General features: G+C 68.8%; 20 protein-coding genes. 3 read left to right on the forward strand and 17 right to left on the reverse strand.

The window, feature by feature from the left end; translation table 11 throughout:
* Positions 1-173 precede the first annotated feature (173 nt).
* From KW843_RS12050 to ppsA, 3 genes are all read right to left on the reverse strand, one after another.
* Entirely contained in the window at positions 174-2,264 is a 2,091-nt protein-coding gene (locus KW843_RS12050; RefSeq protein ID WP_218295392.1) for a VC_2705 family sodium/solute symporter, read from the reverse strand.
* A gap of 2 nt (positions 2,265-2,266) precedes the next feature.
* Entirely contained in the window at positions 2,267-2,590 is a 324-nt protein-coding gene (locus KW843_RS12055) for a DUF4212 domain-containing protein (protein ID WP_218295393.1), read from the reverse strand.
* 195 nt (positions 2,591-2,785) lie between these two features.
* Entirely contained in the window at positions 2,786-5,176 is a 2,391-nt protein-coding gene (ppsA, locus tag KW843_RS12060) for a phosphoenolpyruvate synthase (protein ID WP_218295394.1), read from the reverse strand.
* A gap of 196 nt (positions 5,177-5,372) precedes the next feature.
* On the opposite strand from ppsA, the gene KW843_RS12065 reads away from it, so the two are divergent.
* Together KW843_RS12065 and KW843_RS12070 are read left to right on the forward strand one after the other, a co-directional pair.
* Positions 5,373-6,194 carry a pyruvate, water dikinase regulatory protein gene (locus KW843_RS12065; RefSeq protein ID WP_218295395.1) on the forward strand — a complete coding sequence of 274 codons (822 nt, stop codon included), beginning with the start codon at positions 5,373-5,375 and terminating at the stop codon, positions 6,192-6,194.
* 221 nt (positions 6,195-6,415) lie between these two features.
* Entirely contained in the window at positions 6,416-6,637 is a 222-nt protein-coding gene (locus KW843_RS12070; RefSeq protein WP_369642881.1) for a hypothetical protein, read from the forward strand.
* A gap of 81 nt (positions 6,638-6,718) precedes the next feature.
* Here the strand turns inward: KW843_RS12070 and KW843_RS12075 are convergent, their stop codons facing one another.
* The 14 genes from KW843_RS12075 to ahpC form a co-directional block, all read right to left on the reverse strand.
* Complete coding sequence (locus KW843_RS12075; RefSeq protein WP_218295396.1) at positions 6,719-7,108, reverse strand: hypothetical protein; 390 nt, start codon at positions 7,106-7,108, stop codon at positions 6,719-6,721.
* A 40-nt stretch (positions 7,109-7,148) separates the two neighbouring features.
* Positions 7,149-10,268, reverse strand: a complete 3,120-nt coding sequence (locus tag KW843_RS12080; RefSeq protein ID WP_218295397.1) for an efflux RND transporter permease subunit — start codon at positions 10,266-10,268, stop codon at positions 7,149-7,151.
* A gap of 13 nt (positions 10,269-10,281) precedes the next feature.
* Positions 10,282-11,403, reverse strand: a complete 1,122-nt coding sequence (locus KW843_RS12085) for an efflux RND transporter periplasmic adaptor subunit (RefSeq protein ID WP_218295398.1) — start codon at positions 11,401-11,403, stop codon at positions 10,282-10,284.
* Complete coding sequence (locus KW843_RS12090) at positions 11,400-11,957, reverse strand: hypothetical protein (RefSeq protein WP_218295399.1); 558 nt, start codon at positions 11,955-11,957, stop codon at positions 11,400-11,402. Before KW843_RS12090 ends, KW843_RS12085 begins: the two co-directional genes overlap by 4 nt.
* A 37-nt stretch (positions 11,958-11,994) precedes the next feature.
* A complete protein-coding gene (locus KW843_RS12095; RefSeq protein WP_255594721.1) occupies positions 11,995-13,251 on the reverse strand; it encodes a TolC family protein in 1,257 nt (418 codons plus the stop codon).
* Between the two features lie 144 nt (positions 13,252-13,395).
* Positions 13,396-13,773: a hypothetical protein gene (locus KW843_RS12100; RefSeq protein ID WP_255594722.1), complete on the reverse strand. Its 378-nt coding sequence runs from the start codon at positions 13,771-13,773 to the stop codon at positions 13,396-13,398.
* A 112-nt stretch (positions 13,774-13,885) separates the two neighbouring features.
* Positions 13,886-14,698, reverse strand: coding sequence for a heme ABC transporter ATP-binding protein (locus KW843_RS12105; RefSeq protein WP_218295400.1), 813 nt, complete (start codon positions 14,696-14,698; stop codon positions 13,886-13,888).
* The gene (locus KW843_RS12110; RefSeq protein WP_218295401.1) at positions 14,695-15,777 is read right to left on the reverse strand and encodes an iron ABC transporter permease; all 1,083 of its coding nucleotides are present in this window, start codon (positions 15,775-15,777) and stop codon (positions 14,695-14,697) included. The genes KW843_RS12105 and KW843_RS12110 overlap by 4 nt, the downstream gene beginning before the upstream one ends.
* Positions 15,774-16,658, reverse strand: a complete 885-nt coding sequence (locus KW843_RS12115) for a hemin ABC transporter substrate-binding protein (RefSeq protein WP_218295402.1) — start codon at positions 16,656-16,658, stop codon at positions 15,774-15,776. The genes KW843_RS12110 and KW843_RS12115 overlap by 4 nt, the downstream gene beginning before the upstream one ends.
* Positions 16,648-17,781, reverse strand: coding sequence for a hemin-degrading factor (locus tag KW843_RS12120; RefSeq protein WP_218295403.1), 1,134 nt, complete (start codon positions 17,779-17,781; stop codon positions 16,648-16,650). The genes KW843_RS12115 and KW843_RS12120 overlap by 11 nt, the downstream gene beginning before the upstream one ends.
* The gene (locus tag KW843_RS12125; RefSeq protein ID WP_218295404.1) at positions 17,778-18,134 is read right to left on the reverse strand and encodes a hypothetical protein; all 357 of its coding nucleotides are present in this window, start codon (positions 18,132-18,134) and stop codon (positions 17,778-17,780) included. Before KW843_RS12125 ends, KW843_RS12120 begins: the two co-directional genes overlap by 4 nt.
* Before the next feature lie 47 nt (positions 18,135-18,181).
* Positions 18,182-20,416 carry a TonB-dependent hemoglobin/transferrin/lactoferrin family receptor gene (locus KW843_RS12130; protein WP_218295806.1) on the reverse strand — a complete coding sequence of 745 codons (2,235 nt, stop codon included), beginning with the start codon at positions 20,414-20,416 and terminating at the stop codon, positions 18,182-18,184.
* Positions 20,417-20,752: 336 nt separating this feature from the next.
* Positions 20,753-22,369: an alkyl hydroperoxide reductase subunit F gene (ahpF, locus tag KW843_RS12135; protein WP_218295405.1), complete on the reverse strand. Its 1,617-nt coding sequence runs from the start codon at positions 22,367-22,369 to the stop codon at positions 20,753-20,755.
* Positions 22,370-22,545: 176 nt separating this feature from the next.
* Positions 22,546-23,121, reverse strand: a complete 576-nt coding sequence (ahpC, locus tag KW843_RS12140) for an alkyl hydroperoxide reductase subunit C (protein WP_218295406.1) — start codon at positions 23,119-23,121, stop codon at positions 22,546-22,548.
* 344 nt (positions 23,122-23,465) lie between these two features.
* On the opposite strand from ahpC, the gene KW843_RS12145 reads away from it, so the two are divergent.
* On the forward strand, positions 23,466-24,269 hold the full coding sequence (locus KW843_RS12145; protein WP_218295407.1) for an FTR1 family protein: 804 nt from the start codon (positions 23,466-23,468) through the stop codon (positions 24,267-24,269).
* Positions 24,270-24,343 lie beyond the last annotated feature (74 nt).

Genomic DNA, 24,343 nt, shown 5'->3' on the forward strand with positions numbered 1-24,343 from the left:
AACGGTGGCGGGTTGACGCGGGGCACCCACCACCCCACGAGCCCCTGCAGGCCAGATTCTCACGTTTGTGCACCATTGAAAATCGGGGTTTACGCATAACCATGGCAGCGCTGGCCGGAACGCGGTCGCGCCCCTCCTGGCCCCGTGCCGCAACCCGCAATCCCGCGGCGCCGCTACATCTCGGAGCGGATGCGCGGCAAGGCGGGCGCGGGCCGCGTCACCCAGCTCACCACCACGGCGACCACCAGTCCCGTCGGCACGCCGAACACGCCGGCCGAGATGGGCTGGATGCCAAACCAGAGCCCGTCCGCCAGCATCCAGCTGGGCAGCGCGCGCATGGCCGACACATGCGAAAGCATGTAGTACACCGCCACGCCCAGCCCCGCCACCATGCCGGCCACCGCGCCCTGCCGCGTGGTGCCGCGCCAGAAGATGCCCAGCACCATCACCGGCACGAAAGCCGATGCGGCCAGGGAGAACGACGCCGACACCATGGGCAGGATCTCTGACGGCTTGAGCGCCGCGACAAAGGCCGCCGACAAGGCCACCGCCAGCAGCGCGAACTTGCTCAGGATCACACGCTGCTCGGGCGATGCCTCGCGCTGGGTGTCCTGGAAATACAGGTCGCGCACCAGCGCATTGCTGATGGTGAGCAGCAGGCCGTCGGCGGTGGACAGCGCCGCGGCCAGCCCACCCGCGGCCACCAGGCCGGAGACCACATACGGCAGGCCCCCCAGCTCCGGCGTGGCCAGCATGATGAGGTCGGCCCCGAGCCGGATCTCGCCAAACTGCACGATGCCGTCGCTGTTCACGTCCTCCACCGACAGCAGCGAGCTGTCCACGCGCGCCCACTGGGCCATCCAGTTGGGAAGGGCCTCGAAGCTGCTGCCCACCAGGTTCTGCATGACCTCGAACTTCACCAGCACCGCCAGCGCCGGGGCGCTCAGGTACAGCAAGGCGATGAAGAACAGCGACCACGCCACCGAGGCGCGCGCCGCCGACACCGTGGGCGAGGTGTAGTAGCGCGTGAGCAGGTGCGGCAGGCCCGCCGTGCCCACCATCAGGCAGAACATGAGCGCCAGGAAATTGCGGCGCGTCAACTCGTAGTCGCGCTGCTCCTCGGGGGTGCCCTTCGGGTCGCCCACATAGGCCTGGCTGTGCAGGGGCAGGCCACCGAGGGGGCGGGCACGCTCATAGTTCTCGCGCATCTCGCGGGTCCAGCGCTCGCGGGCCGCGGCGGCATCGCGCGGCAGGGCCGCCAGCTCGCGGCTGGCCGTGACGATCAGGCCCACATCGGCGTTCTGGGTGCGCAGCGCGCGGATGCGCTCGCGCCCCTTCTCGCGTTCGCGCTCCAGGGCACCCTCCACGTCGCTCAGGCGGGCCTCGAAATCCTGGGCGCGCCGCAAGTAGGTCTGCACCACCTGGTGTTCCGCCGGCGAATCGAGCAGTTGCGCCTCCAGATCGGCGATCTTGCTGATCTGCTCGCCATAGACCAGCGGCGCCAGCGGGTTGCCAAGCTGCTTGTAGGCCAGCCAGGACACCGGGATCAGGAAGGCCAGCAGCAGCACCACGTACTGCGCCACCTGCGTCCACGTGATGGCGCGCATGCCGCCCAGGAACGAGCACAGCAGCACGCCGCCCAGTCCCAGCATGATGCCGATCTCGAACTGCACGCCGGTCAGGCGCGAGGCGATCAGCCCCACGCCGTAGATCTGCGCCACCACGTAGGTGAACGAGCACAGCACGGCGGCCAGCGCGGCGATCACGCGCGGCCACCGGCCGCCAAAACGCACGTGGAAAAAATCGGGCACGGTGTACAGGCCCATGGCGCGCAGGTGCGGCGCGATCAGCATCGCCACGAGGCAGAAGCCGCCCGTCCAGCCCAGCAGGTAGGCGAGGCCCCCCGCCTGCCCCGGCGTGCCGGAAAAGCCCTGCAGGTAGAGCGCCCCCGACAGGCTGATGAACGACGCGGCGCTCATCCAGTCGGCCGCCGCCGCCATGCCGTTGTACATGGGCGGAATCCGCCGGCCGGCCACGTAGTATTCCTCCGGGTCGGTGGTGCGGCCGTAGACGCCGATGCCCGCGTACACCATCACCGTGAGGAACAGGAAGATGGGGCCGATCCAGTGGCGCGAGAGCCCCTGGTGCTCCGCCCAGGTCATCAGCGCCAGGAAGGCCAGCACGCCCGCCACATACAGCGCCAGGATGCGGTGCAGCCGCCACAGGTAGGCCCGGTCTGCGCCGGAGGAATTGTTCTCAGCCATGGTCAGCCAGGAGGAAGGGCCGCGTCTTCCAGGGATGCGGCCGCAATGCGCTCAGCGTCCTGGCGCTCGAACCGGTTCATGGCCCACCCATAGGCCACCACGATGCCGATGAACACCAGCACCGCACCCTGTGCCGCGATCCAGTAGCCCAGGGGCCAAGCGCCGAACACCAGCACCTGCAGGTCCCTGGCGAAATAGGTGGCGCCAAACGACACCAGCGCCCACAGCAGCAGCAGGCCCGCCTTGAGTTTCAGGTGCCGCACATCGTGCAGATCGGGCGGGAACGGGCCCGCCATTTCCGCCTCGGATGGTGATCGACGGGGCATGGCGGAGTCGTTCACGCAGGCTCTCAGCGATCCACGGCCCTGCGGGCCACGCGTGGCCCGTGCAATGAGGGCAGGTCGAACAACAGGCCCCCCCGCACAAGTGCCGCCCCGCCGCGCCGGGCGCGCACCCCCTTCTGCGCGTGGCGCGCGAGAAGGGGAAAGCGGCACGGCCGCCCGGGGGGTTGCCGCGTCACATCAGCCTGCCAGTTGCTGCCAGGTGGCGATCACGCTGTCGGGATTGAGCGAGATCGACGAGATGCCCTCGGCGGCCAGCCACTGGGCGAAGTCCGGGTGGTCGCTGGGGCCCTGGCCGCAGATGCCGATGTACTTGCCCTGTGCCAGGCAGGCCTTGATGGCCTGGTGGATCAGCTGCTGCACAGCGGGGTCGCGCTCGTCGAAGTCGTGCGCCAGCAGTTCCAGCCCCGAGTCGCGGTCCAGGCCCAGGGTGAGCTGGGTCAGGTCGTTGGAGCCGATGGAGAAGCCGTCGAAGAACTCCAGGAAACGCTCGGCCAGGATGGCGTTGCTCGGCACCTCGCACATCATGATGACCTTGAGGTCGTCCTTGCCGCGCTCCAGGCCGTGCTGGGCCAGCAGCTGCGTCACGCGCTCGGCCTGGCCCAGCGTGCGCACGAAGGGCACCATCACCTGCACGTTGGTCAGGCCCATGTCGTTGCGCACGCGCTTCAGGGCCTCGCATTCCATCGCGAAGGCTTCGCCGAAATCAGCGCTCAGGTAGCGCGCCGCACCGCGGAAGCCCAGCATCGGGTTTTCTTCCTCGGGCTCGTAGCGGCTGCCGCCGATGAGCTTCCTGTACTCGTTGGACTTGAAGTCCGACAGGCGCACGATCACCGGCTTGGGATAGAAGGCGGCAGCGATGGTGGCCACGCCTTCGGCCACCTTGTCCACGTAGAAGGCGCGCGGGCTGGCATGGCCCCGGGCCACGGACTCCACGGCCTTCTTCAGGTCGGCATCGATCTGCGGGTAGTCCAGGATGGCCTTGGGGTGCACACCGATGTTGTTGTTGATGATGAACTCGAGGCGCGCCAGGCCCACGCCCTCGTTGGGCAGCTGGCAGAAATCGAAGGCCAGCTGGGGGTTGCCCACGTTCATCATGATCTTGGTTTGGATGCTGGGCATCTCGCCGCGCTGCACCTCGGTGACCTCGGTTTCCAGCAGGCCGTCGTAGATGCGGCCGGTGTCGCCCTCGGAGCAGCTCACGGTGACCAGCGTGCCGTCTTTCAGCAGTTCGGTCGCGTCACCGCAGCCCACCACGGCCGGAATGCCCAGCTCGCGCGCGATGATGGCGGCGTGGCAGGTGCGGCCGCCCCGGTTGGTGACGATGGCGCTGGCGCGCTTCATCACGGGTTCCCAGTTGGGGTCGGTCATGTCGGTCACGAGCACGTCGCCGGGCTGCACCTTGTCCATCTCGGCAATGTTGTGCACCAGGCGCACGGGGCCGGTGCCGATCTTCTGGCCAATGGCGCGGCCCTCGGCCAGCACGGTGCCCTGGCCCTTGAGCTTGTAGCGCATCTCGGCCTGGCCCTTGGACTGGCTCTTCACGGTTTCGGGCCGTGCCTGCAGGATGTAGAGCTGGCCGTCGGTACCGTCCTTGCCCCATTCGATGTCCATCGGGCGGCCGTAGTGCTGCTCGATCACCAGCGCATACTGGGCGAGCTGCTGCACGTCGGCATCGGTCAGGGAATAGCGGTTGCGCTGCTCGGTGGGCACGTCGGTGGTCTTCACCAGCTTGCCCGAGGCGGCCTTCTCCTGGGGCGTGGAAAACACCATCTGGATGAGCTTGCTGCCCAGGTTGCGGCGGATCACGGCCTTCTTGCCGGCACGAAGCATGGGCTTGTGCACGTAGAACTCGTCGGGGTTCACGGCGCCTTGCACCACGGTCTCGCCCAGGCCGTAGCTGCTGGTGATGAACACCACGTCTTCAAAACCGGACTCGGTGTCGATGGTGAACATCACGCCGGCCGCGCCCAGGTCGGAACGCACCATGCGCTGCACCCCGGCCGACAGGGCCACGACGTCGTGCTCGAAGCCCTTGTGCACGCGGTAGGAGATGGCGCGGTCGTTGTACAGGGAGGCGAACACCTCCTTCATCTTGTGCAGCACGTCGTCGATGCCCACCACGTTCAGGAAGGTCTCCTGCTGGCCCGCAAACGATGCGTCCGGCAGGTCTTCGGCCGTGGCGGACGAGCGCACCGCGAACGAGGCGGCGGGGTTGCCGGCGCTCAGCATGGCGAATGCTTCGGCAATGGCTTGTTGCAGGTCGGCCGGAAAAGGCTGGGCCTCGACCATGGCACGGATCTCGGCGCCGACGGCGGCCAGGGCGCGCACATCTTCGGTGTCCAGGCTCTTGAGCTTGGCGCTGATCTTGTCGGCCAGGCCGTCGTGGGCCAGGAACTGGCGAAACGCGTGCGCCGTGGTGGCAAAGCCCGTGGGCACCCGCACGCCCTGGGGCAGCTGGGAGATCATCTCGCCGAGGGAGGCGTTTTTACCGCCTACGGCCTCGACATCGGTCATTCTCAGGTTTTCAAACGGTACGACCAGGGCGGTCGGGCTGAAAAGTGCAGACATGGGAAAGCTCCAGAAGTTGAAACCGGGTCTGCGCGCCCGCCCCCTTGGAGCGATGGGCGAGCGGCCATGCACGGGCAGCGGCTTTGTCGTTGTGGTTGTGGGCCGACGAAGTGCATGGTGAGAATTTGGATAATTGTCACAATTGTAGGCCTGCGGCACTGGCGGCAGGCTGACGTACTGAAAGGCACCCTGCTCCATGCACACGCGCACCGTTTTTTTCGTCTCGGACGGCACCGGCATCACCGCCGAAACCTTCGGCAATGCCATTTTGGCGCAGTTCGAGATGAAGCCGCGCCATGTGCGCCTGCCCTTCATCGACACCGTGGACAAGGCCCACCAGGCGGTGCGGCAGATCAACCACACGGGCGAGGTCGAGGGAAAGAAGCCTGTGGTCTTCACCACCCTTGTCAACATGGAAGTGCTCAAGGTCATCCAGGAAGGCTGCAAGGGCATGCTGCTGGACATGTTCGGCACCTTCGTGCACCCGCTGGAAGAAGAACTGGGCATCAAGTCGCACCACCGTGTCGGCCGCTTCAGCGACGTGAGCCGCAGCAAGGAATACACCGACCGCATCGAGGCCATCAACTTCAGCCTGGCGCACGACGACGGCCAGAGCAACCGCGACCTGGCGGGTGCCGACGTGATCCTGGTGGGCGTGAGCCGCAGCGGCAAGACACCGACCAGCCTGTACCTGGCCATGCAGTGCGGACTCAAGGCGGCCAACTACCCGCTGATCCCCGAAGACTTCGAGCGCCGCCAGTTGCCCCCCGCGCTGGTGCCGTTTCGCAGCAAGATCTTCGGCCTGACCATCAGCCCCGACCGCCTGGCCGAAATCCGCGCGGAGCGCCGTCCCAACTCCCGCTACGCCAGCCTGGAGAACTGCCGCATGGAAGTCTCCGAAGCCGAGGCCATGATGCGCCGCGCGGGCATCCGGTGGTTGTCCACCACCACCAAGTCCATCGAAGAGATCGCCACGACCATCCTGCAGGAGATCCGGCCGGAGCGGCTGGTGTACTGAGGGGCGAACCGCCGAGCGTTTGCGCCGAACGCGTCGCACCCCGTCGCTTGATTAAAAAAGGCTCTAGCGCTTGATCAGCAATATCTGATAGCTATTAATATGTGAGCGATTGGGAGCACTAACCTCGACCGCTCCCCTGCGCGTGGATCGCTGTGTGCGGCATCGCGCCCCCGGAGCCTCGTTAAAAAAACCCTCATCCTTCACGTTGCCCCGGTGCCCTGGTGTCTTTTGCAGCCGCCGCAATGGTGGTGCTGTTCGTCGGCAAACGTTGGTACGACTACGTGCACAAGGCCACTTCGCCCTACGACGAAGTGGGGCTCGAACTGAACTCCAGGGCGCCAGCGCCCCTGAACCGCCAGGGCTGCGCGCAACTGCAGGAACGCTTTGCCCGGGTCGTGCCACCCTACGGGTGCGCTACCGGCGATGGACGTCAGTGGAAGTAGGCCCGCCCCTGAGGGCGAATCCACGCGCAGCAGCAGGCGGGGTCATGCCGCCGGCCTGCAGCACGCTGAATGAGCGCGCGCCTACTTCACCGCGAACCGCACATTCGCCGGCTTCTTGCCCGGCAGCGCCACCAGCGCCACCACCTTGGTGCCCGCGGCCACCTTGAACGTGCCCTTGGCTTCCAGCCGGCCTTCTCCCGCTGGCACCAGCATCGCCTCGGATTTTTCCGTACCGTTCAGCAGCGTGAGCTTGGCGTTCACGCCTTCGGTCCGGGCGGGCTTGCCGTGGTCGCGCAGGTGCAGCGTGAGGAGGTCGGGCTTGGCCACGAGTTCGTAGTCCATGTCATTGGCTTCCACGACGATGCCGCCATGCAGCGGCTTGTGTTCGTGCCCGTGGGCGTGGTCGCCTGCCGCAAAGGCAGTGCCACAGAATGCGAGGGCCAGGGTGGCGAGAAGATGTTTCGTTGTCATGGTGATCCTTTCAAAGGGAGGATGGGAACAGGGAACAGGGTCAGAACGCCTCGGCGTTCTTGTCGTCCAGCAGACGCTCGGCATCGCGGCGGCCGAACAGCCAGAACAGGGCCGGGGTCAGGAAGGTGTCGAGCAGGGTCGAGCTGATCAGGCCCGAGAAGATCACCACCGCCACCGGGTGCAATATCTCGGTGCCGGGGCGCTCGGCCTCCAGCAGCAGCGGTGCCAGCGCGAAGGCCGTGACCAGCGCGGTCATGAGCACGGGGGACAGGCGCTCCAGCGAGCCGCGCACGATCATCGCGGTGTCGAAGTTCTCGCCCTCCACGCGCATCAGGTTCAGGTAGTGGCTGACCTTCAGGATGCCGTTGCGCACCGAGATGCCCGCCAGCGTGATGAAGCCGATCAGCGCCGCCACCGACAGCGGCTGGCCCGAGATCCACAGCCCCAGCACGGCGCCCACCAGCGCCAGCGGGATGTTGGCCATGATCAGCGCCGACAGCGTGGCCGAGCGGTAGCGCGTGTACAGCACCACGAACATCAGCACCAGCGAGACCACGGCCAGCATGCCCACCAGGCGGCTGGCCTCCTCCTGCGCCTGGAACTGGCCGCCCAGGGTGATGAAGTAGCCGTCGGGCAGGCGCGTCTCGTCCACCACCTTGCGGATGTCGGCCACCACGTCGGACAGCGCCCTGCCCTGCGCGTTGGCCGAGAGCACGATGCGCCGCTTGCCATCGTCGCGGCTGATCTGGTTGGGGCCGTCGCCGTCCTCGATGCCGGCCAGGCGCGACAGCGGCACGCGTCCGCGTGGGGTCTCGATCATGATCTGCGCCAGGCCGTCCAGCGAGCGCGCGCTCTCGGGCAGGCGCACCACCAGCGCAAAGCGCCGGCTGCCCTCCACGATCTGCGTCACCTTTTCGCCCTCCACCAGGCCCTGCAAGGTGGCCAGCACCTGCGCGGCCGGCACCCCGTACTGGGCGGCCGCGGCATGGTCCACGCGCACGGTGATCTGCGGCGCCAGCACCTGCTTTTCCACCTCCAGATCGGCCAGGCCGTCGATGCTGGCCAGGCGCGCGCGCAGCGCATCGGCCTGGCCGCGCAGGGTATCCAGGTCCTCGCCGAAGAGCTTGATCGCGATCTGCGAGCGCACGCCCGAGAGCATGTGGTCGATGCGGTGCGAGATCGGCTGGCCGATGGCGATGGCAGCCGGCATCTGCGCCAGCCGGCTGCGGATGTCGGCCTGCACCTCGGCCATGCTGCGTTTCAGCTCGGCCGCGGGCAGCAGGCCCACGTCGAGCTCGCTCACGTGCACGCCCTCGGCATGTTCATCGAGCTCGGCCCGGCCACTGCGCCGACCCACGTGCGTGACCTCGGGCACCTGGCGCACCAGCACCTCGGCCTGGCTGGCCAGGGCGGTGGACTCGGCCAGCGTCACGCCCGGGTTCAGGCGCATGCCGATGAGCAGCGTGCCCTCGTTGAACGGCGGCAAGAAGGTCGTCGGAAAGAACGGCACCGCCGCCACCGACAGGACCACCGCCACCCCGCTCACCGCCATGGCCATGCGCGGACGTGCCAGCACCCGGGTGAGCCCACGGCGGTAGCGCGCCTTGAGCCAGGCCACCACGCGCGTGTCGCCATGGTCGAGGTTCTTCATGCGCGGCAGCAGGTAGAAGGCCAGCACCGGCGTGACGGTGACCGACACCAGCAGCGACGCGATCGTGGAGACGATGAAGGCGATGCCCAGCGGCACGAACAAACGCCCCTCGATGCCCGGCAGCGCAAACAGCGGCAGGAACACCAGCACGATGATGGCCGTGGCGTAGAGGATGCCCGAGCGCACCTCCATCGACGCGAGCTTGACCACCTCCAGCGGGTGCAGCCGGTGCTGGGGGTGCTTGGCGCGGTCCATCTTCAGGCGGCGCAGCACGTTCTCCACGTCCACCACCGCATCGTCCACCAGGCCGCCGATGGCAATCGCCAGGCCCCCGAGCGTCATGGTGTTGATGGACAGGCCGAAGTACTTGAACACCAGCGCCGTGATGAAGATCGACACCGGGATGGCCGTGAGCGCGATCACCGTGGGCCTGAGCGTGCCCAGGAACACGAACAAAATCACCGCCACGAACACCGAGGCGCCCATGAGCTTGCCCTGCAGGGTGGTGACCGAGGCCTCGATGAAGCTCGCCTGGCGGAAGGTGACGCGCGGCGCCTCCATGCCTGCGGGCAACGACTTCTTCAAATCACCCAGCGCCGACTCGATGCTGCGCGTGAGCGCGATGGTGTCGGCCGTGGGCTGCTTCTGGATGCCGAGGATCACGGCCGGCTTGCCCTCGAAGCCCGCATCGCCGCGCTTCAGGGCCGCAGCAAATGTGACCTCGGCCACCTGGCGCAGCAGCACGGGCTGGCCGTTCCTTGCGGTGAGCGCCAGGTTCTGCAGATCCTCCAGGCGCGAGGTGCGGCCCAGGTGGCGGATCAGGTACTCGCGCCCGTTAAGCTCCAAAAAGCCACCCGAAGTGTTGCTGGAGAAGCCCTTGAGCGCCCCCGTGAGCTGGTCGTGCGTGATGCCCAGCTCCGCCATGCGCGCCGTGTTGGGCTGCACCTGGAACTGGCGCACCTCGCCGCCGATGGGGATCACCTGCGCCACGCCGGCAATCGCCAGCAGGCGCGGACGCAGCACCCAGTCGGCGTACTCGCGCACGGCCATGGGCGTGGTGCGCTGCACGTCGATGGGGATCGCCACCTGCATGATCTCGCCCATGATGGAGCTGATGGGCCCCATGCGCGGCGTGACGCCCGCGGGCAACCCCTCCTCCATGGACGACAGGCGCTCGGACACCATCTGCCGCGCGCGGAAGATGTCCGTGCTCCAGTCGAAGGTGACGTAGATGAAGGACAGGCCCGCGCTGGAGGTGGAGCGCACGCTCTCCACGCCGGGCAGGCCGTTCATGGTCGTCTCCAGCGGGAAGGTGATGAGCTGCTCCACCTCCTCGGCGGCCATGCCGCCGGCCTCGGTCATCAGCGTGACGGTGGGCTTGTTGAGATCGGGGAACACGTCCACCGGCGTGCGCGACAGCGTGAAGGCGCCATAGGCCATCAGCACGCCCGCCGCGATGAGCACCAGCAGCCGGTTGGCCAGGCTGCTTTCGAGTAGCCACTTGAACATTGCGTGGTTTCCTTCAACGGACCTGGTTGATCAGCGTGGCGCCCTGCGTGGCCACGCGGTCACCGGCCTTGAGGCCCGAGGTCACGGCCACCGAGGTGCCGTCGAGGGGCACGTAGGTGACGACGCGCGGCACGAAACGCTCGGGCGACTCCTTGACCCAGACGATGGTCTGGTTCGCGGGATTGCGCAGCAGCGAAGCCACGGGCACCTGCACGCCAACGGCCTGCTCGGTGGATTGCACGAATACGCGCACGGGCTGGCCCAGGGCCAAGGTACCGAGCACGGCCGAGTCACCGGCAAACTGCAGCGGCAGCGCCTGGTCGCGCAGGCTGCGCGCCGCGCCCAGAAAACGCAGCGGCACGCGCTGCCCGCCCACGGCCAGCGCGGCGCCGGCCACGCTGTGGGCCTGGGCCGTGTCGTAAGCCAGGGCTTCGACGCGCAGGCGCGTGGGGTCCACCACCTCGAACACCAGTTCGCGCGCATCCACCACCTGCCCTGCCACGGCATTGGCCGAGGCGATGACACCCGAGACGGGCGCCACCAGCGCATCGCGGGTCGAAAGGCCCGCCCCCACCGCGCCCAGGCGCTGGGTGACGCTTTGCAGCTCGCTCTCGGCCGCCTCGATGTCCTTGCGCGGCACGGTGTCCGACAGGTCCTTCAAACGCGCCACGCGGCGTGCCGCCAGGTCGCGCGCCGCACGCAGCTCGGCCTGCTGGGCCAGTTGGTTGGATCGCTCGATGGCGCCCGCCGTGGGCACCACATAGGCCAGCACCTCGCCCTTGCGCACGGCCTGGCCCACGCCGGGCAGGCCCTTGGTGCCTGCCTCCAGCCGGCCGGCCAGCGCGGCCTGCACCTTGCCGCCAGCGTTGGGGTCCATGACCACCGTGCCGGCCAGCTCGAAGGCCTTGGGGTGCTGGCCCTCGGCGGCCACCAGGGTGCGCACGCCGAGTTGGCGCTGCGCAGGCTTGGGCAGGAAGACGCTGCCATCGGGCTGGCGCTTGGGGCCGTTGCCGTCGGCCGCTGCGGGCGCGTCGCCATGGTCATGGCCTTCACCGGCACGCGCCACCAGCGGGGCGCACAGCGCAGCGGCCATCGCCAGGGCCACGACGGAATGGAGAGAGGTCAGGCGCTTCATGCTGCACCTCCCAGGCGCTGGGCGCGCGCGGCGCGGCCACGCCGCAGGCCCCACGCCAGGGCCAGGGCTGCCAGCACGGCGGCCAGGGCACCGGCGACCAACGCGTTGCGCCGGCCCGTGGGCTCGGCGTGGGCCTGGGCCGCGGCGTGCACGTCGATCTCGCCGGCCAGCAGGTCGGTGTCGTTGCCGGCCACGACGGTGGCGGTGACGGGGCTCACCCCCTCGGCCAGCGGTGCGGCCAGCGCGGCCTGGAACTCGCCGTCGGCCACGCGGGTCACGGGCACGCGCGTGCCGGCGATGTCGATCTCCAGCTGGGCCTCCTTGACCGGGCTGTTGTCGCCCGCATGGTCCAGGTAGAGCGCCAGTTTTTGCCCGTCGAGCACGCCCACCAGCTCGAACAGGTCGGAGGTGGCGGCAAAGCGCGGTATCGCAGGGCCGGCTGCGGCGGCGGGGGCTTCGCCATGGTCATGGCCATCGCCAGCCAGTGCCCACGAAGGCGCCAGGCCCAGCACCAAGGCCAGGGCCAGCGCGGAAGGAAGAGAAAGGAGTTGCATGGTGATCACAAACAGGGTGTCGGGATGGATAGGGCGCTCACTGCGGCAACAGGCCCAGGGCCTGGCGCAGGGTGGATACGGCGGCCGCCGCATCGATGCGGGCACGCGCCAGCTGGCGCTCGGCCTGCACGGCTTCCAGCTCCACGCGCAGGCGCGTGGGCCAGTCGGCTTCGCCCAGGCGGAAGGCCTTGCCGATGAAACCGCGTGTGTCACGCGCCAGTGCCGCATGGCGGGCCATGGCCTCGCGCTGGGCCTGGGTGGCCTTCACACGCGCCGTGGCAGCGGCCACGTCGGCAGCCAGCCGGTCCTGCTCGACGCGGGCGCGCACTTCGGCGTCGAGTGCGTCGGCGCGTGCGGCGGCCTCCTTGGCGCGCGCACGGTCGCCGCCGCCCAGGGGCACGCGCACGCCGACGGTGAAGCTTTGCAGGTAGCGCTCGCCCGATTGCTCGCGCCCGCGCGTGGCAGCCACGGTCAGCTCGGGATTGGCACGGGTCTGCACGGCGGCCAGGTCGGCGGCGCGGCGCGCCACCTCGGCCTGGTCCTGCCAGTCGGCGACGGCCGGGTGGTCGGCGGGCAGGCCGGCGGCGGGCAAGGCTTCGGCCTCGGGCTCTGCAGCGTCGGGCAGCACCTCCTGGCCGCCCCAGGCCGCCAGGGCCGCCTGCGCGACATCGCGTGCCCCCAGGGCTTCGGCCACGGCGGCCTCGGCCTGGGCCACGGCGCCATCGGCCTGGGTCTGGTCGGCACGCGCCATGTCGCCGGCCTTGAAACGGCGCGCCACGTCGGCTGCGAGCTGCTTCGCGCTCTGCAGCCGGTCCTGCGCCAGGCCCAGCTCGGCCTGCGCACGCTGCAGCGCCCACCAAGCCTCGCGCACGCTGGCGGCCAGCTGCAGCTGGGCGGCCAGGCGGCGGCTCTCCACGGCCTTGATCTCGGCATCGCCCAGCGCGGCCTTGCGGGCGCGCTCGCCGGGCAGCCACAGCGGCAGGGCCACGCCCATCTCCACTTCGCGGTTGCCCTGGTTGCTGCCGGGGCGGTCGGTCTTGGCCTGCAGCTCCAGCGCGGCGGGCTCGGCCGTCCAGGACGATGCACCGCTGCGCGCGGCCTGTGCCGATTCGCGCCGCAGCGCGGCCGACTGCGCCTCGGGCTGGCGCTCCCAGGCCCTGTCGAACAAGGCCTTGAGCGTGAGCGGTGGTGCCGGCGTCTGGGCCAGCGCAGCACTGCCGGCCAGCGCCCACCCCAGGGCCACGGCCGCCATGCACAGCCGTGGTGTGTGGTTCGTTCTTCTCGTTCGTTGCATCCGATTCCTCTGCAATGGCCGGGGGCCACGGGGTTGAAATCGGCAAGGCACGACGATGTCCGGCGCACAAGCACGCGCCGCCGCCGCCCGCGAGAGCTGCGTGGAATCGTCAGGAAGGGGCTACCCGGTGCCCCGCCTCGCCGCTCAGGCGAGGACGGACCAGTTGGGACGTTCGGGGCGCGAGAGGGGTGGATGCACCCAGGCAGGTGCCACCTGGGAAACAGGGCGGGCGACCGAGACCACGATGGCCTGGGCACCCGCGCTCAGCGCCATGCCGCTGCCCACGCCGTGGCAGGCATGGCAGTCCATGTCGGCCGTGCCGGTGGTGGCCAGGGCCTTGTGGTCCTGAGTTTCGCTGGCATGGGATGGCTCGGCCGGCACGTCGGCCCGGTGCTCGTGCACATGGTGGCCAAAGTGCGATGCCTGCGGCGCTGCCTCGTGCCCGCAGTACGGCGATGCAGCCGCCCAGATGGACTGGAGCGGCATGAACAGCAGCAAAAAGACGAGGAGCAGGCGGCGCATGGTGTGCGCGCATTCTAGTGACAAGATGGCGCGGTGCAGCATGCGCAACCGTGCATATCCCCATGCGACCAAGGGCAAGACGGGAGCAGATGACCAAATCGTCATGTCGGCTTCATCCGGCCGCCACGAGAAACTGCGGCGTGCCGTCGCTGGCGCGCACTTCGGAACACTCCACACCCCACACGCGCGCGATCGCCGCCGCGTCCAGCGTTTGCCCCACGGGCCCCACGTCGCAGCGCCCGGCCCCCATCAGCACCACGTCGTGCGCATAGCGCAGCGCCAGGTTCAGGTCGTGCAGCACCGCCACCACGCCGATGCCCTGCTCCACCGCCCAGCGGCGCACCAGGGCCATGGCCTGGTGCTGGTGCGCCAGGTCGAGCGCGGCGGTGGGCTCGTCGAGCAGCAGCCAGCGCGTGGCGCCATCGGGCCGGGGCTCCCAGATCTGCGCCAGCGCCCGGGCCAGGTGGGCGCGGGCCCGCTCGCCGCCCGACAAGGTGTTCACGCCGCGCGCCGCCAGGTGGACCACGCCGGTGGCCTCCATGGCCTCGCGGGCGATGCGCGCCTCGTTCCGGCTGGGCGACTGGCGGTGCGGAAAGCGGCCCATCTCCACCACCTCCTGCACCGTGAAGTCGAAGGCCACCGCCGTCTCTTGCGGCAGCACGGCGCGCAGGCGCGCCAGCTCCAAGGCACCAACCGCAGTGAGCGCCCGGCCCCTCAGGCTGACCGAGCCCGAGCGCGGCGCGCGCTGGCCCGACAGCATGGACAGCAGCGTGGATTTGCCCGCGCCATTCGGCCCCAGGATGGCGGTGAAGCGGCCAGGCGCCAGGCGCGCATGCACGGTCGCCAGCAGCGGCAGGCCGGGCAGGCCCACCGCCAATTGATCGCACACCAGCGGATCGCCGGGATGGAGCGGGCCTGCTCTCATACCTTGCTCCTGAATTGGCGCAGCATGGCCAGGAACAAGGGCACACCGATGAAGGCGGTGAGCACGCCCAGCGGCAGCTCCGCCGGCTTGACGATGGTGCGCGCCACGACGTCGGCCACCAGCACCAGCGCGGCGCCCAGCAGGGCCGATCCCGGCAGCACCACGCGGTGATCCGGCCCGGCCACCAGGCGCACCCAGTGCGGCGCCACCAGGCCGATGAAGCCGATGATGCCGGTGGCCGCCGTGACGGCCCCCACGGCGAGCGCCGTCACCAGCACCGCCAGGCGCTTGGTGCGCTCCACCGGCACGCCCAGCAGCGCGGCCTGCGCCTCTCCCAGCGCAATCGCGTTGAGCGGGCGCGCCAGCGCCAGGCCCAGGCCGCAGGCCACCGCCACGACGGTGCCCACGAGCGCCACGGCGCTCCAGCGCGCGCCGCCCAGGCTGCCCAGCAGCCACATCTGGATGTTGCGCAGTTGCTCGTCGGTGGAGATGAAGTTGAGGTAGCCCAGCCCCGCCAGCGCCAGCGCATTGACCGCCACGCCCGCCAGCAGCATCAGCCCCATGCGCGTGGCGCCATCGGCTTGCGCCAGCCCATAGATCAGCGCCGTGACCACCAGGCCACCGCCAAAGGCCATGGTCACCAGCGACCAACTGCCCAGCGTGCGCGGCATGTCGGGCAGCCAGTGCATGCCGAGCACGATGGTGAGCGCAGCAGCCAGCGCGGCGCCGCTGCTCACGCCGATCAGGCCGGGGTCTGCCAGCGGGTTGCGAAACAGCCCCTGCATCAGCGCACCCGCCAGCCCCAGGCCCGCCCCGGCCGCCACGCCCATCAACAGGCGTGGCAGCCGGATGTTGATGAACACCAGGTATTCCGGTGCCTGTTCGGCAGAAGGCGCCAGCCCCACGGCCTGCAGCAGCACCTGCCACAGCTGGGCCGGTGCGATGGCGTACGCGCCCTGGGTGCTGGCCCACGCCAATGCCAGCACCACCAGTACCGAGCCCACGGTCAGCGCGGTGCGGGGCGACAGGCGCCCCGCGGTCCAGCGCGCACCCGGCTGCGCCACGGCCAGGCCGCTCACGCGGTGATCGCCTGCATGCGGGTGTGCACCTCGCGCACGGCCCCGGGCAGGCGCGGACCAAAGCCCAGCAGCTGGCTGGCCTCCATCGTCACCAGGGCCTTGTGGCGGAAAGCGGGCGTGAGCGCCAGTTCCGGCCGCTGCCAGAACGCGGCCTCGCCGCCCAGCGCCTCGATGCCCTGCGTGCTGTTGAGCAGCACCTCGGGCGCGGCGCTGGCCATGGCCTCGGCCGTGAGCGGCCGGTAGCCCGCGAACTGCGTGATGGCGTTGGTGCCGCCCGCAAAACGGATCAGCGCATCGGCCGCCGTGCCGGTGCCCGCCACCATGGGGCTGCCGCTGTGCGAGAGGATGAAGATCGCGCGCGGGCGCCGCGCAGCCGCGGCCACGCTCTTTTGCACCGCCGCCCACTGGGCATCGAGATCGGCCTGCAGGGCGGCGGCCTCGCGCTCGCGGCCCGCCACACGGCCCACGGTGACCACCTTGCGCTGCACCTCGTCCCAGGTGTGGTCGGCCTTGACCAGTTCCACGCGCACCCCGGCGCTGCGCACCTGGTCCAGCACCACGGGCGGGCCGGCCTCGGTGGTGCCCACCACGGCGTCGGGCTTGAGGGACAGCAGCCCCTCGGCCGAGAGCTGGCGCATGTAGCCGACCTTGGCGGTCTTGAGCGCGGCCTCGGGGAACAGGCTGGTGGTGTCGGTGCCCACCAGCTGGCCTTGCGCGCCCAGCAGGTAGACCACCTCGGTCAACGCACCGCCCAGCGAGACGATGCGCGCCGGGCTGGCCGCGACTGCGCGCTCCGCGCCCACCACAGACAGCAGCGGCAGCGCTGCCATGCCGCGCAGCAGCTGCCTGCGCGCCGCGTCGGTCAGGCCATCACGCAGCATGGACCACCTCATCTTGCTGCGCCTGCGGCAGCCGCGCCACCAGGTCGCGCCAGCCCTGCAGCTCGGGCTTGCCGGGCTTGCGCGCACCGAAGAACATGGCCATCAGCTCGCCCGCGTGGTCGAACGCCTCGACGGAGGTGACGACGCCATCGGCCGTCGGCTTTTCCACCACCCACACGCTGGCCACCACGTCGGTGCGCAGGTGCAGGTTGAAGCCTGCGTCCAGCACGTTGATCCACTGGGCGTGCGGTGTGTCGAGCGGCTTTATGTTGCGCACCGGCCCGGTGTGGATCTGGATGCAACCGCCGCTGCCCACGAACACCATGATGGGCAGGCCGTCCACCGCGGCCTCGTCCAGCAGGCGCGATACCGCTTGCGGTTCGGCGCGCCACGCGAACTGGCCTTCGACCAGGCGAAAGCTCTGCTGACGCTCCACGCCGAATTTCCTGGTCAGGCCGAAGAACTCGTGTGTGTCCTGCATGGCACCCCAGGCCTCGCGCAGACCGTCGGCGTCGATGTCGGCATCGGGCCGCACCGCTTCCGGCGCGGGCGCCTTGCCGAACACATAGCCCGCGCTGGGCTGCGCGAAGCGGCTCACCACCGCATCGAACGCCGCCAGGTCGGTCGCTTCGCGGGTAAAGATCTTGTGCACGGCGCGGCCGCTGGCGTTGTAGAACTGCAGGCTGCGCGACGGCGGCCTGGCGGGGTCGTTGGCCAGCTCGGTCACGGCAAAGCCAGCATGCCACTGCGCGAAGAACAGGCGCAGATCGATGTCTTCGCCCAGCGCGATGCCCACCGGGCCTGTGGCCGACACGTTGGTGTAAATGCCGGTCTTCTCATGCACCACGCCTTCATTGCGCGTGAGGGCCATCAAGGGGCCGCAGGCCTCGAGCGCCTGCAGCATCTCCAGCCACGAACCCTGCAGCGGCACGGCCTTGAGCGGGTGGCCATGCTCGCCCGCGTGGGCCGCCACCGCAGCGCCTTCCGAGAGCCCCAGGCTCTCGGCCGCATCCTTGGCGCGCTTGCCGGCAGCACGTGCGGTGGCGAACTGCGCGCGAATGTCGGGTGCGGCCAGGGGCGCGGAGGCTGGAGTGCCCGGGGTGTTCGTCACGGCGCGGCTCATTGCACGGCCTCCGGCGCGGTGTGCCACAGCACGCGGCGCTGCTCTGCGGCCACCAGTGCGGCGCTGGCGGCGGTGTCCTGGCGCGCCTTGCACTGCTGTTCCCAACGGCCTTGCAGGCTCCAGACCACCGTGCGGAAGTGAGCGGTGAAGCCGTCGGCGTCGGCCAGCATCTGCAGGTTGGCCGATATCTTGCGGCCCATGGCGTCGCGGTGGGTGTCGCAGCAGGCCTGCACGTAGCCCGTCATCAGGGCGAGCGTGCCGGCCAGCAGCGCCTCGGCGCACGGCAGGCTGTACTCCTCGTCGCAGTGGGCGCTGGCATCGGAGGCATTGGAAGGGTCGGGAACGTGGCTCATGGGTGTTCTCCTTGATGGGTGGCCTTGGAACGTGTTCACGTGGGTGCTCAGAAGTCCGCCACCAGCGACACCCGCACGGAGCGGCCGGGCTGGCTGTAGGCGTCGATGAAGTTGGCGTTGGCTGCCAGGCCGCGCACGTCGGCCCAGCGCCAGTGCTTCCTGTCGGTCAGGTTGTAGATGCCGAGGTTCAGGCGCAGGTCCTTGCGGATGCGCCATTGGCCCGACAGGTCGAGCACCGTGTACGACGGCGTGAGGTACTGCGTGCTGCCCGTGGCCACGGCCACGTCGCTGGCCTTCTTGGCGGCGGCGTGGGTGGCATCCAGGCGCGCCATCCAGTGGCCGGTGTCGTAGCGCAGGCCGGCAGACAGGCGCGATGGGTCCACCGTGTTCACCGGCCTGCCGGTGGCGGTATCGCGCCCGCGCGTCTGGCCGTAGCTGAACGGCGATGTCCATTGCCCGCCGGCCCACCGGCCCCAGCGCATGTCGCCCTTGACCTCGAAGCCGTTGAGCTTGACGCGGCCGATGTTGACCGACTGGAACACCAGCGGGTTGCCCGGCGCACCGGTGCCGCCGACCTGGCGCAGGTCCTCGATGAAGTCCTTGTAGCGGCCGGTGAAGGCGGCGGCCTCGATGGAAAGGCTCTCCAAACGGCCCCGCACGCCCAGCTCGAAGTTCTGGCTCTTTTCGGGGCGCAGGTTGGCGTTGGGCACGGTCTTGTAATTGCTGACCGGGTTCTCGAAGAAGGCGTTGACCTGGCCCGCGTTGGGCGCACGAAAGCCCGCCGCGTAGTTGCCGAACACGCTCCACTGCTCGCTGGCGCGGTACAGCACGCCGAACTTGGGCGAGGTGGCATTGCCCGACAGGGACACGGCCTGCGCGCCAAAGCCCGCCTGGTCGGCCTTGATGCGGAAGGTGTCGAAGCGCACGCCCGGGGTGATGCTCCAGGGGCCGGTCACGAACTCGTCCTGCACGTACAGGGCGGCACTGGTCTCTGTGGTGTCCGGAAAGCGCTTGAGCGGGAAGGTCTCGCCCACGGGCGGGGTCACGCCGGTCTGCAGGTTCTCGACCTTGGCCGACGTGTAGTCGAAGCCGTAGGTGATCTTCTGTACCAGACCACCAGGGCCTGCGCGCAGCACCTTGCTGCCCTGCAGGTTGGCCTGCCAGGTGCGCTCGTCGTAGGTCACGTCGCGCACGCGGTCGGCGGCGGTGTTGCGGTCCTCGGTGACGTACTCGCGCGAGTGGGAATCCTGAAAGCTCAGCGTCGCCTTCAGGTCGTCGGCAAAGGCGGAGTTCACGCGCAACGAGCCCTCCCACGTCGCACGGCTGCGCTGCATGTCGGTGAACGACGTGGAGCCCAGCACGGACGTGGCGGCCAGCGGCGGCTTGGAGCGCGCGGTGAGCAGCTCGTAGTCGGAGTTCTTGTCCACATGCTCCAGCGTGAACACATGGCGCTGGCCGCCGCCGGGCGTGAGGATGACCTTGCCCAGCAGCGCGCCGCTCTGGTCCTTTTGCGGGTTGGGACGGGTGCGGTCGGCATTGGCCGCGCTGTTGGTACCCATGTTGTCGAGCTCGCTGGCGCGCGTGACGTTGCCGCCCAGCAGCCACTGCACCGTGTCGCCCGCCCGTCCCGCCACCGTGGCGCCCACGCGCTTGCCGTGGTCGTCGCCGTCGTAGCCCAGGCTCACGCGGCCGCCGATGCGCTTGTCGCCATCGAGGAAGGCCGACGGCTCGGCGGTGATGAAGTTGACCAGGCCCGCCATGCCGTCCGACCCATACAGCGCCGATGTGGCGCCACGCACGACCTCGATGCGCTGCAGCAGGCCGATGTCCAGGTAGTCGCGCCCGAAGGCATTGGCGCTGAAGACGTAGCTGCGCGGCAGGCGGATGCCGTCCACCATCATCAGCACGCGGTTGCCGTCCAGGCCGCGGATGTTGAAGCCCGCGTTCTGCTCGCGCCCCGTGGAGCCGCTGGCCAGCGTGAAGCGCGCCGGCGAGCGCGTGACCGACACGTTGGGCAGCTCGCGCGCCACATCGCGGATGTCGCGCACCTGGCCTTCCTCGATGGCCTGCGCGTTGATCACGTCGATGCTCATGGGCAGCTCGTCGCGGTCCTGCTCGCTGCGCGAGCCGCTGATGACAACCTCCTTGAGCACCGGGCCCGCAGCCACCAGCTGGGCCACATCTTGCGCATGCGCGCTGCCGATGGCGGCACATGCACAGGCCACCAGCCACGTGAGCGGCCGCAGACGGCCTTGCAGCCATTGATCGGAGGGGTGCGCCAGTGCGCGCCGGGAAGAAAACGGAGGGGTACGGAATGCCTGCGCCACGGAGGGGAGTCCTTCTCTGAAACGACAACGAATACAGAGCTGGCTCCATGCAGACGGTCCTGGCTTCTGCGGGCAGCAGAAAGGGCCGTTGTGGCTGGCTGATGGGGTGAATTATATGAGAATAATTCTCAATACGTAACCAGATTTACAACCACACGGCACCAGCCGCTCCCCAAGACACGGCGGGCCCACGAAAAAAAGCGACCGGCCGCACAACACAGCCGGTCGCTCATCTATTGATAGCTGCCAGCGCTTTACCATCAAGCGCTGCAGGCCATTTTCAATCAAACATCAAACGGTTTCCGCCACCGTTTCCGCAGCCGGGGCACCCGCTGGCGCGGCCGCCACCACCGGCATGCGGATCAGGTGGTCGAACGCGCTCAGCGCGGCCTTCGACCCATCGCCCGCAGCGATCACGATCTGCTTGAACGGCACCGTGGTGCAGTCCCCCGCCGCGAACACGCCGGGCAGGTTGGTGCGGCCGTGCGAGTCGACGATGATCTCGCCGAACCTGGACAGCTCCACCGTGCCCTTGAGCCATTCGGTGTTGGGGACCAGGCCGATCTGCACGAACACGCCTTCGAGCTGCACCAGGTGCTCCACGCCCGTGGCGCGGTCCTTGTACTTGAGGCCGTTGACCTTGCCGTCGGCACCGGTGATCTCGGTGGTCTGCGCGTTGGTGTGGATGGTCACGTTGTGCAGGCTCTTGAGCTTGTTGACCAGCACGGCGTCCGCCTTGAGCTGGTCGGCGAACTCCACCAGCGTGACATGGGCCACGATGCCGGCCAGGTCGATGGCAGCCTCGACTCCCGAGTTGCCGCCGCCGATGACCGACACGCGCTTGCCCTTGAACAGCGGGCCGTCGCAGTGCGGGCAGTAGGCCACGCCCTTGTTCTTGTACTCGGCTTCGCCGGGCACGTTGACGTTGCGCCAGCGCGCGCCGGTGGACAGGATCACCGTCTTCGATTGCAAGGTGGCGCCGTTGGCCAGCTTCACACCGATCAGGCCGCCGGGCTGGGCCGCGGGGATCAGCTGGTCGGCGCGCTGCAGGTTCATGATGTCCACGTCGTAGGCGCGGGTGTGGGCTTCCAGGGCAGCGGCGAACTTGGGTCCGTCGGTTTCCAGCACGGAGATGTAGTTCTCGATGGCCAGCGTGTCGTTGACCTGGCCGCCGAAGCGCTCGGCCGCCACGCCGGTGCGGATGCCCTTGCGGGCCGCGTACACGGCGGCCGCGGCGCCGGCGGGGCCGCCGCCGACGATGAGCACGTCGTACGGTGCCTTGGCCGACAGCTTGGCCGCGTCACGGGCGGCGGCGCCGGTGTCGAGCTTGGCCACGATCTCCTCGACCGACATGCGGCCCGAGGCGAACACCTGGCCGTTCATGAACACCATGGGCACGGCCATGATCTCGCGGTCGGCCACTTCCTGCTGGAAGGCGCCGCCTTCGATCACGGTGGTCTTGATCTTGGGGTTGACGATGGCCATGAGCGACAGCGCCTGCACCACGTCCGGGCAGTTGTGGCAGGTCAGGCTCATGTAGACCTCGAAGTTGAAGTCACCGTCGAGCGCGGCGATCTGCTCGATCACCTCGGGCTCGACCTTGGGCGGGTGGCCGCCGGTCCACAGCAGGGCCAGCACCAGCGAGGTGAATTCGTGGCCCAGGGGCAGGCCGGCAAAACGCAGCGAATTCGTGCTGCCCACGCGCTGCAGGCTGAACGAGGGCTTGCGCGCGTCGTTGCCGTCGGTGCGCAGCGTGATCTTGTCGCTGCGCAGGGATTGGATGGTCGTCAGCAGCTCGCGCATCTCGCGGGCGGTTTCGCTGTCGTCCAGGGAAGCCACCAGTTCGAACGGCTGCGTCACGCGCTCCAGGTAGGCGGAAAGCTGGGTCTTGAGTTGTTCGTCGAGCATGGTGGTGTCCTTTCGAGTTGTGACTTGCAGGGTGGGGGTTGGGGCTGCTTGTGGCAAGCCCGGCACCGCAAAGGTAGGTGAAAAAGGCGTAAAAAAGCCGGACGGCATGGCGCGCGTGCGCCATGGCGCTGTCCGGCTGGGGAGCGCCCGCAGCGCTCTGCCGAATCAGTGTCCGCTCAGATCTTGCCGACCAGGTCTAGCGAAGGAGCCAGGGTCTTGGCGCCGTCGTTCCACTTGGCGGGGCAGACTTCACCGGGGTGGGCGGCGGTGTACTGGGCCGCCTTGAGCTTGCGCACGGTTTCCTTCACGTCGCGCGCGATCTCGTTGGAGTGGATTTCGGACGTCTTGATGATGCCGTCGGGGTTGACCACGAACGTGCCGCGCAGTGCCAGGCCTTCTTCAGGGATGTGCACGCCAAACGCGTTGGTCAGCTGGTGCGTAGGGTCGCCGACCAGGGGGAACTTGGCCTTGCCCACGGCGGGCGAGGTTTCGTGCCACACCTTGTGCGAGAAGTGCGTGTCGGTCGTGACGATGTAGACCTCGGTGCCAGCCTTCTGGAACTCTGCGTAGTGCTCGGCGGCGTCTTCGATTTCGGTGGGGCAGTTGAAGGTGAAGGCTGCGGGCATGAAGATCAGCACGGACCACTTGCCCTTCAGGTCGGCTTCGGTCAGGTCGACGAATTCACCCTTGCCATTGCGGTTGACGAAAGCGGTGGTCTTGAACGGCTGAACTTGCGTATTGATCAGGGACATTGCTGTTTCCTTGTTGGTGGTTGAGTGAACAGGACTGAAGTCTAGGCCTTTCCGGGCCATCAATCCAATTAATTGATTAGATCAAATCAATTGCCAATAACTATACATCGAGACTGAAAGCGGAAAATCCTCCGCCCCCGATCCACAGGGGAACATGCCCAACCATTGCGCCTTGTCAAATATTCAAATACAACTCATTCTCAGTTGAATTTATGATCTGCTCCAGGGGCGCAAGGCACATCCATCTCCGCACGGCTCACGTCGGGTGTGACCCCACCGGCCCCGCGCGCTGGATGGAAAAGCGCAAGCAGCTCATAAACTCATAGCAAAGAACCGAATCCGCCATGTTCCAGACCCTCTTGATCTGTTTCCGCGAGGGGCTTGAAGCCCTGCTTGTCGTGGCCATCGCCACCTTGTATCTGCGCAAGACCGGGCGCCTGGCGCTGCTGCTGCCACTGCGCGCCGGCGTCGTGGTGGCGGTGCTGCTGTCGCTGGTGCTGGGCTGGGTGCTGTCGCAGGTGGGCGCGCTGTCACCCGCGGCCGAGGGGGTGATGGCCCTGGTGGCCGCGGCCGCCGTCGCCTGGTGCGTGGTGCACATGCGCAGCGCCGGCAAAGGCATGGGACAGGAGATCGCCCAGCGCATCGACCGCGCCAGCGTGCTGGAGGGCCCGCGCGCCGCCCTGGCCGTGTTTCTGTTCTCGCTGTTCATGGTGGGCCGCGAAGGCGTGGAGACCGCCACGATGCTGGCCGCGCTGGCCCGCAGCGCCGAGCTGGGCTACATGGCCTGGGGCGGCATCGCCGGCCTGGCCCTGGCCATCGCCATTGCATGGGCCTGGACGCGCTACGGCCGTGCGGTGAACCTGGGCCGCTTCTTCCGCGTGACCTCGTGGTTCATGGCGGTGTTCGCGGTCCAGCTCGTGGTCTATGCCTTCCATGAATTCACCGAAGGCGCGCTGATTCCGGGCATCGACAACGCCTGGTGGCATGCCGCCACCGAGGATCTGGCCGAAGGCACGGTGGCCCAGGCGATCTCGCTGGCCCTGGTGCTGGTCCCCACGCTGTGGCTGGGCATTGCGCACTGGCGCGACCAGCAGCGCGCCGGGCAGCCCACGGCCACGCCAGCGGGCCCGTCCGCCAAGGCGCTGTAGCCCGCTGGCAGGCCAGGCCGCCACACGCGGCCCGCCGATGCACCGGGCCCTGGGTCATCACACCCAGGGCCTCT

This window comes from Acidovorax sp. sif1233, assembly GCF_019218755.1.
In the GTDB taxonomy this organism is placed as follows: domain Bacteria; phylum Pseudomonadota; class Gammaproteobacteria; order Burkholderiales; family Burkholderiaceae_C; genus Acidovorax.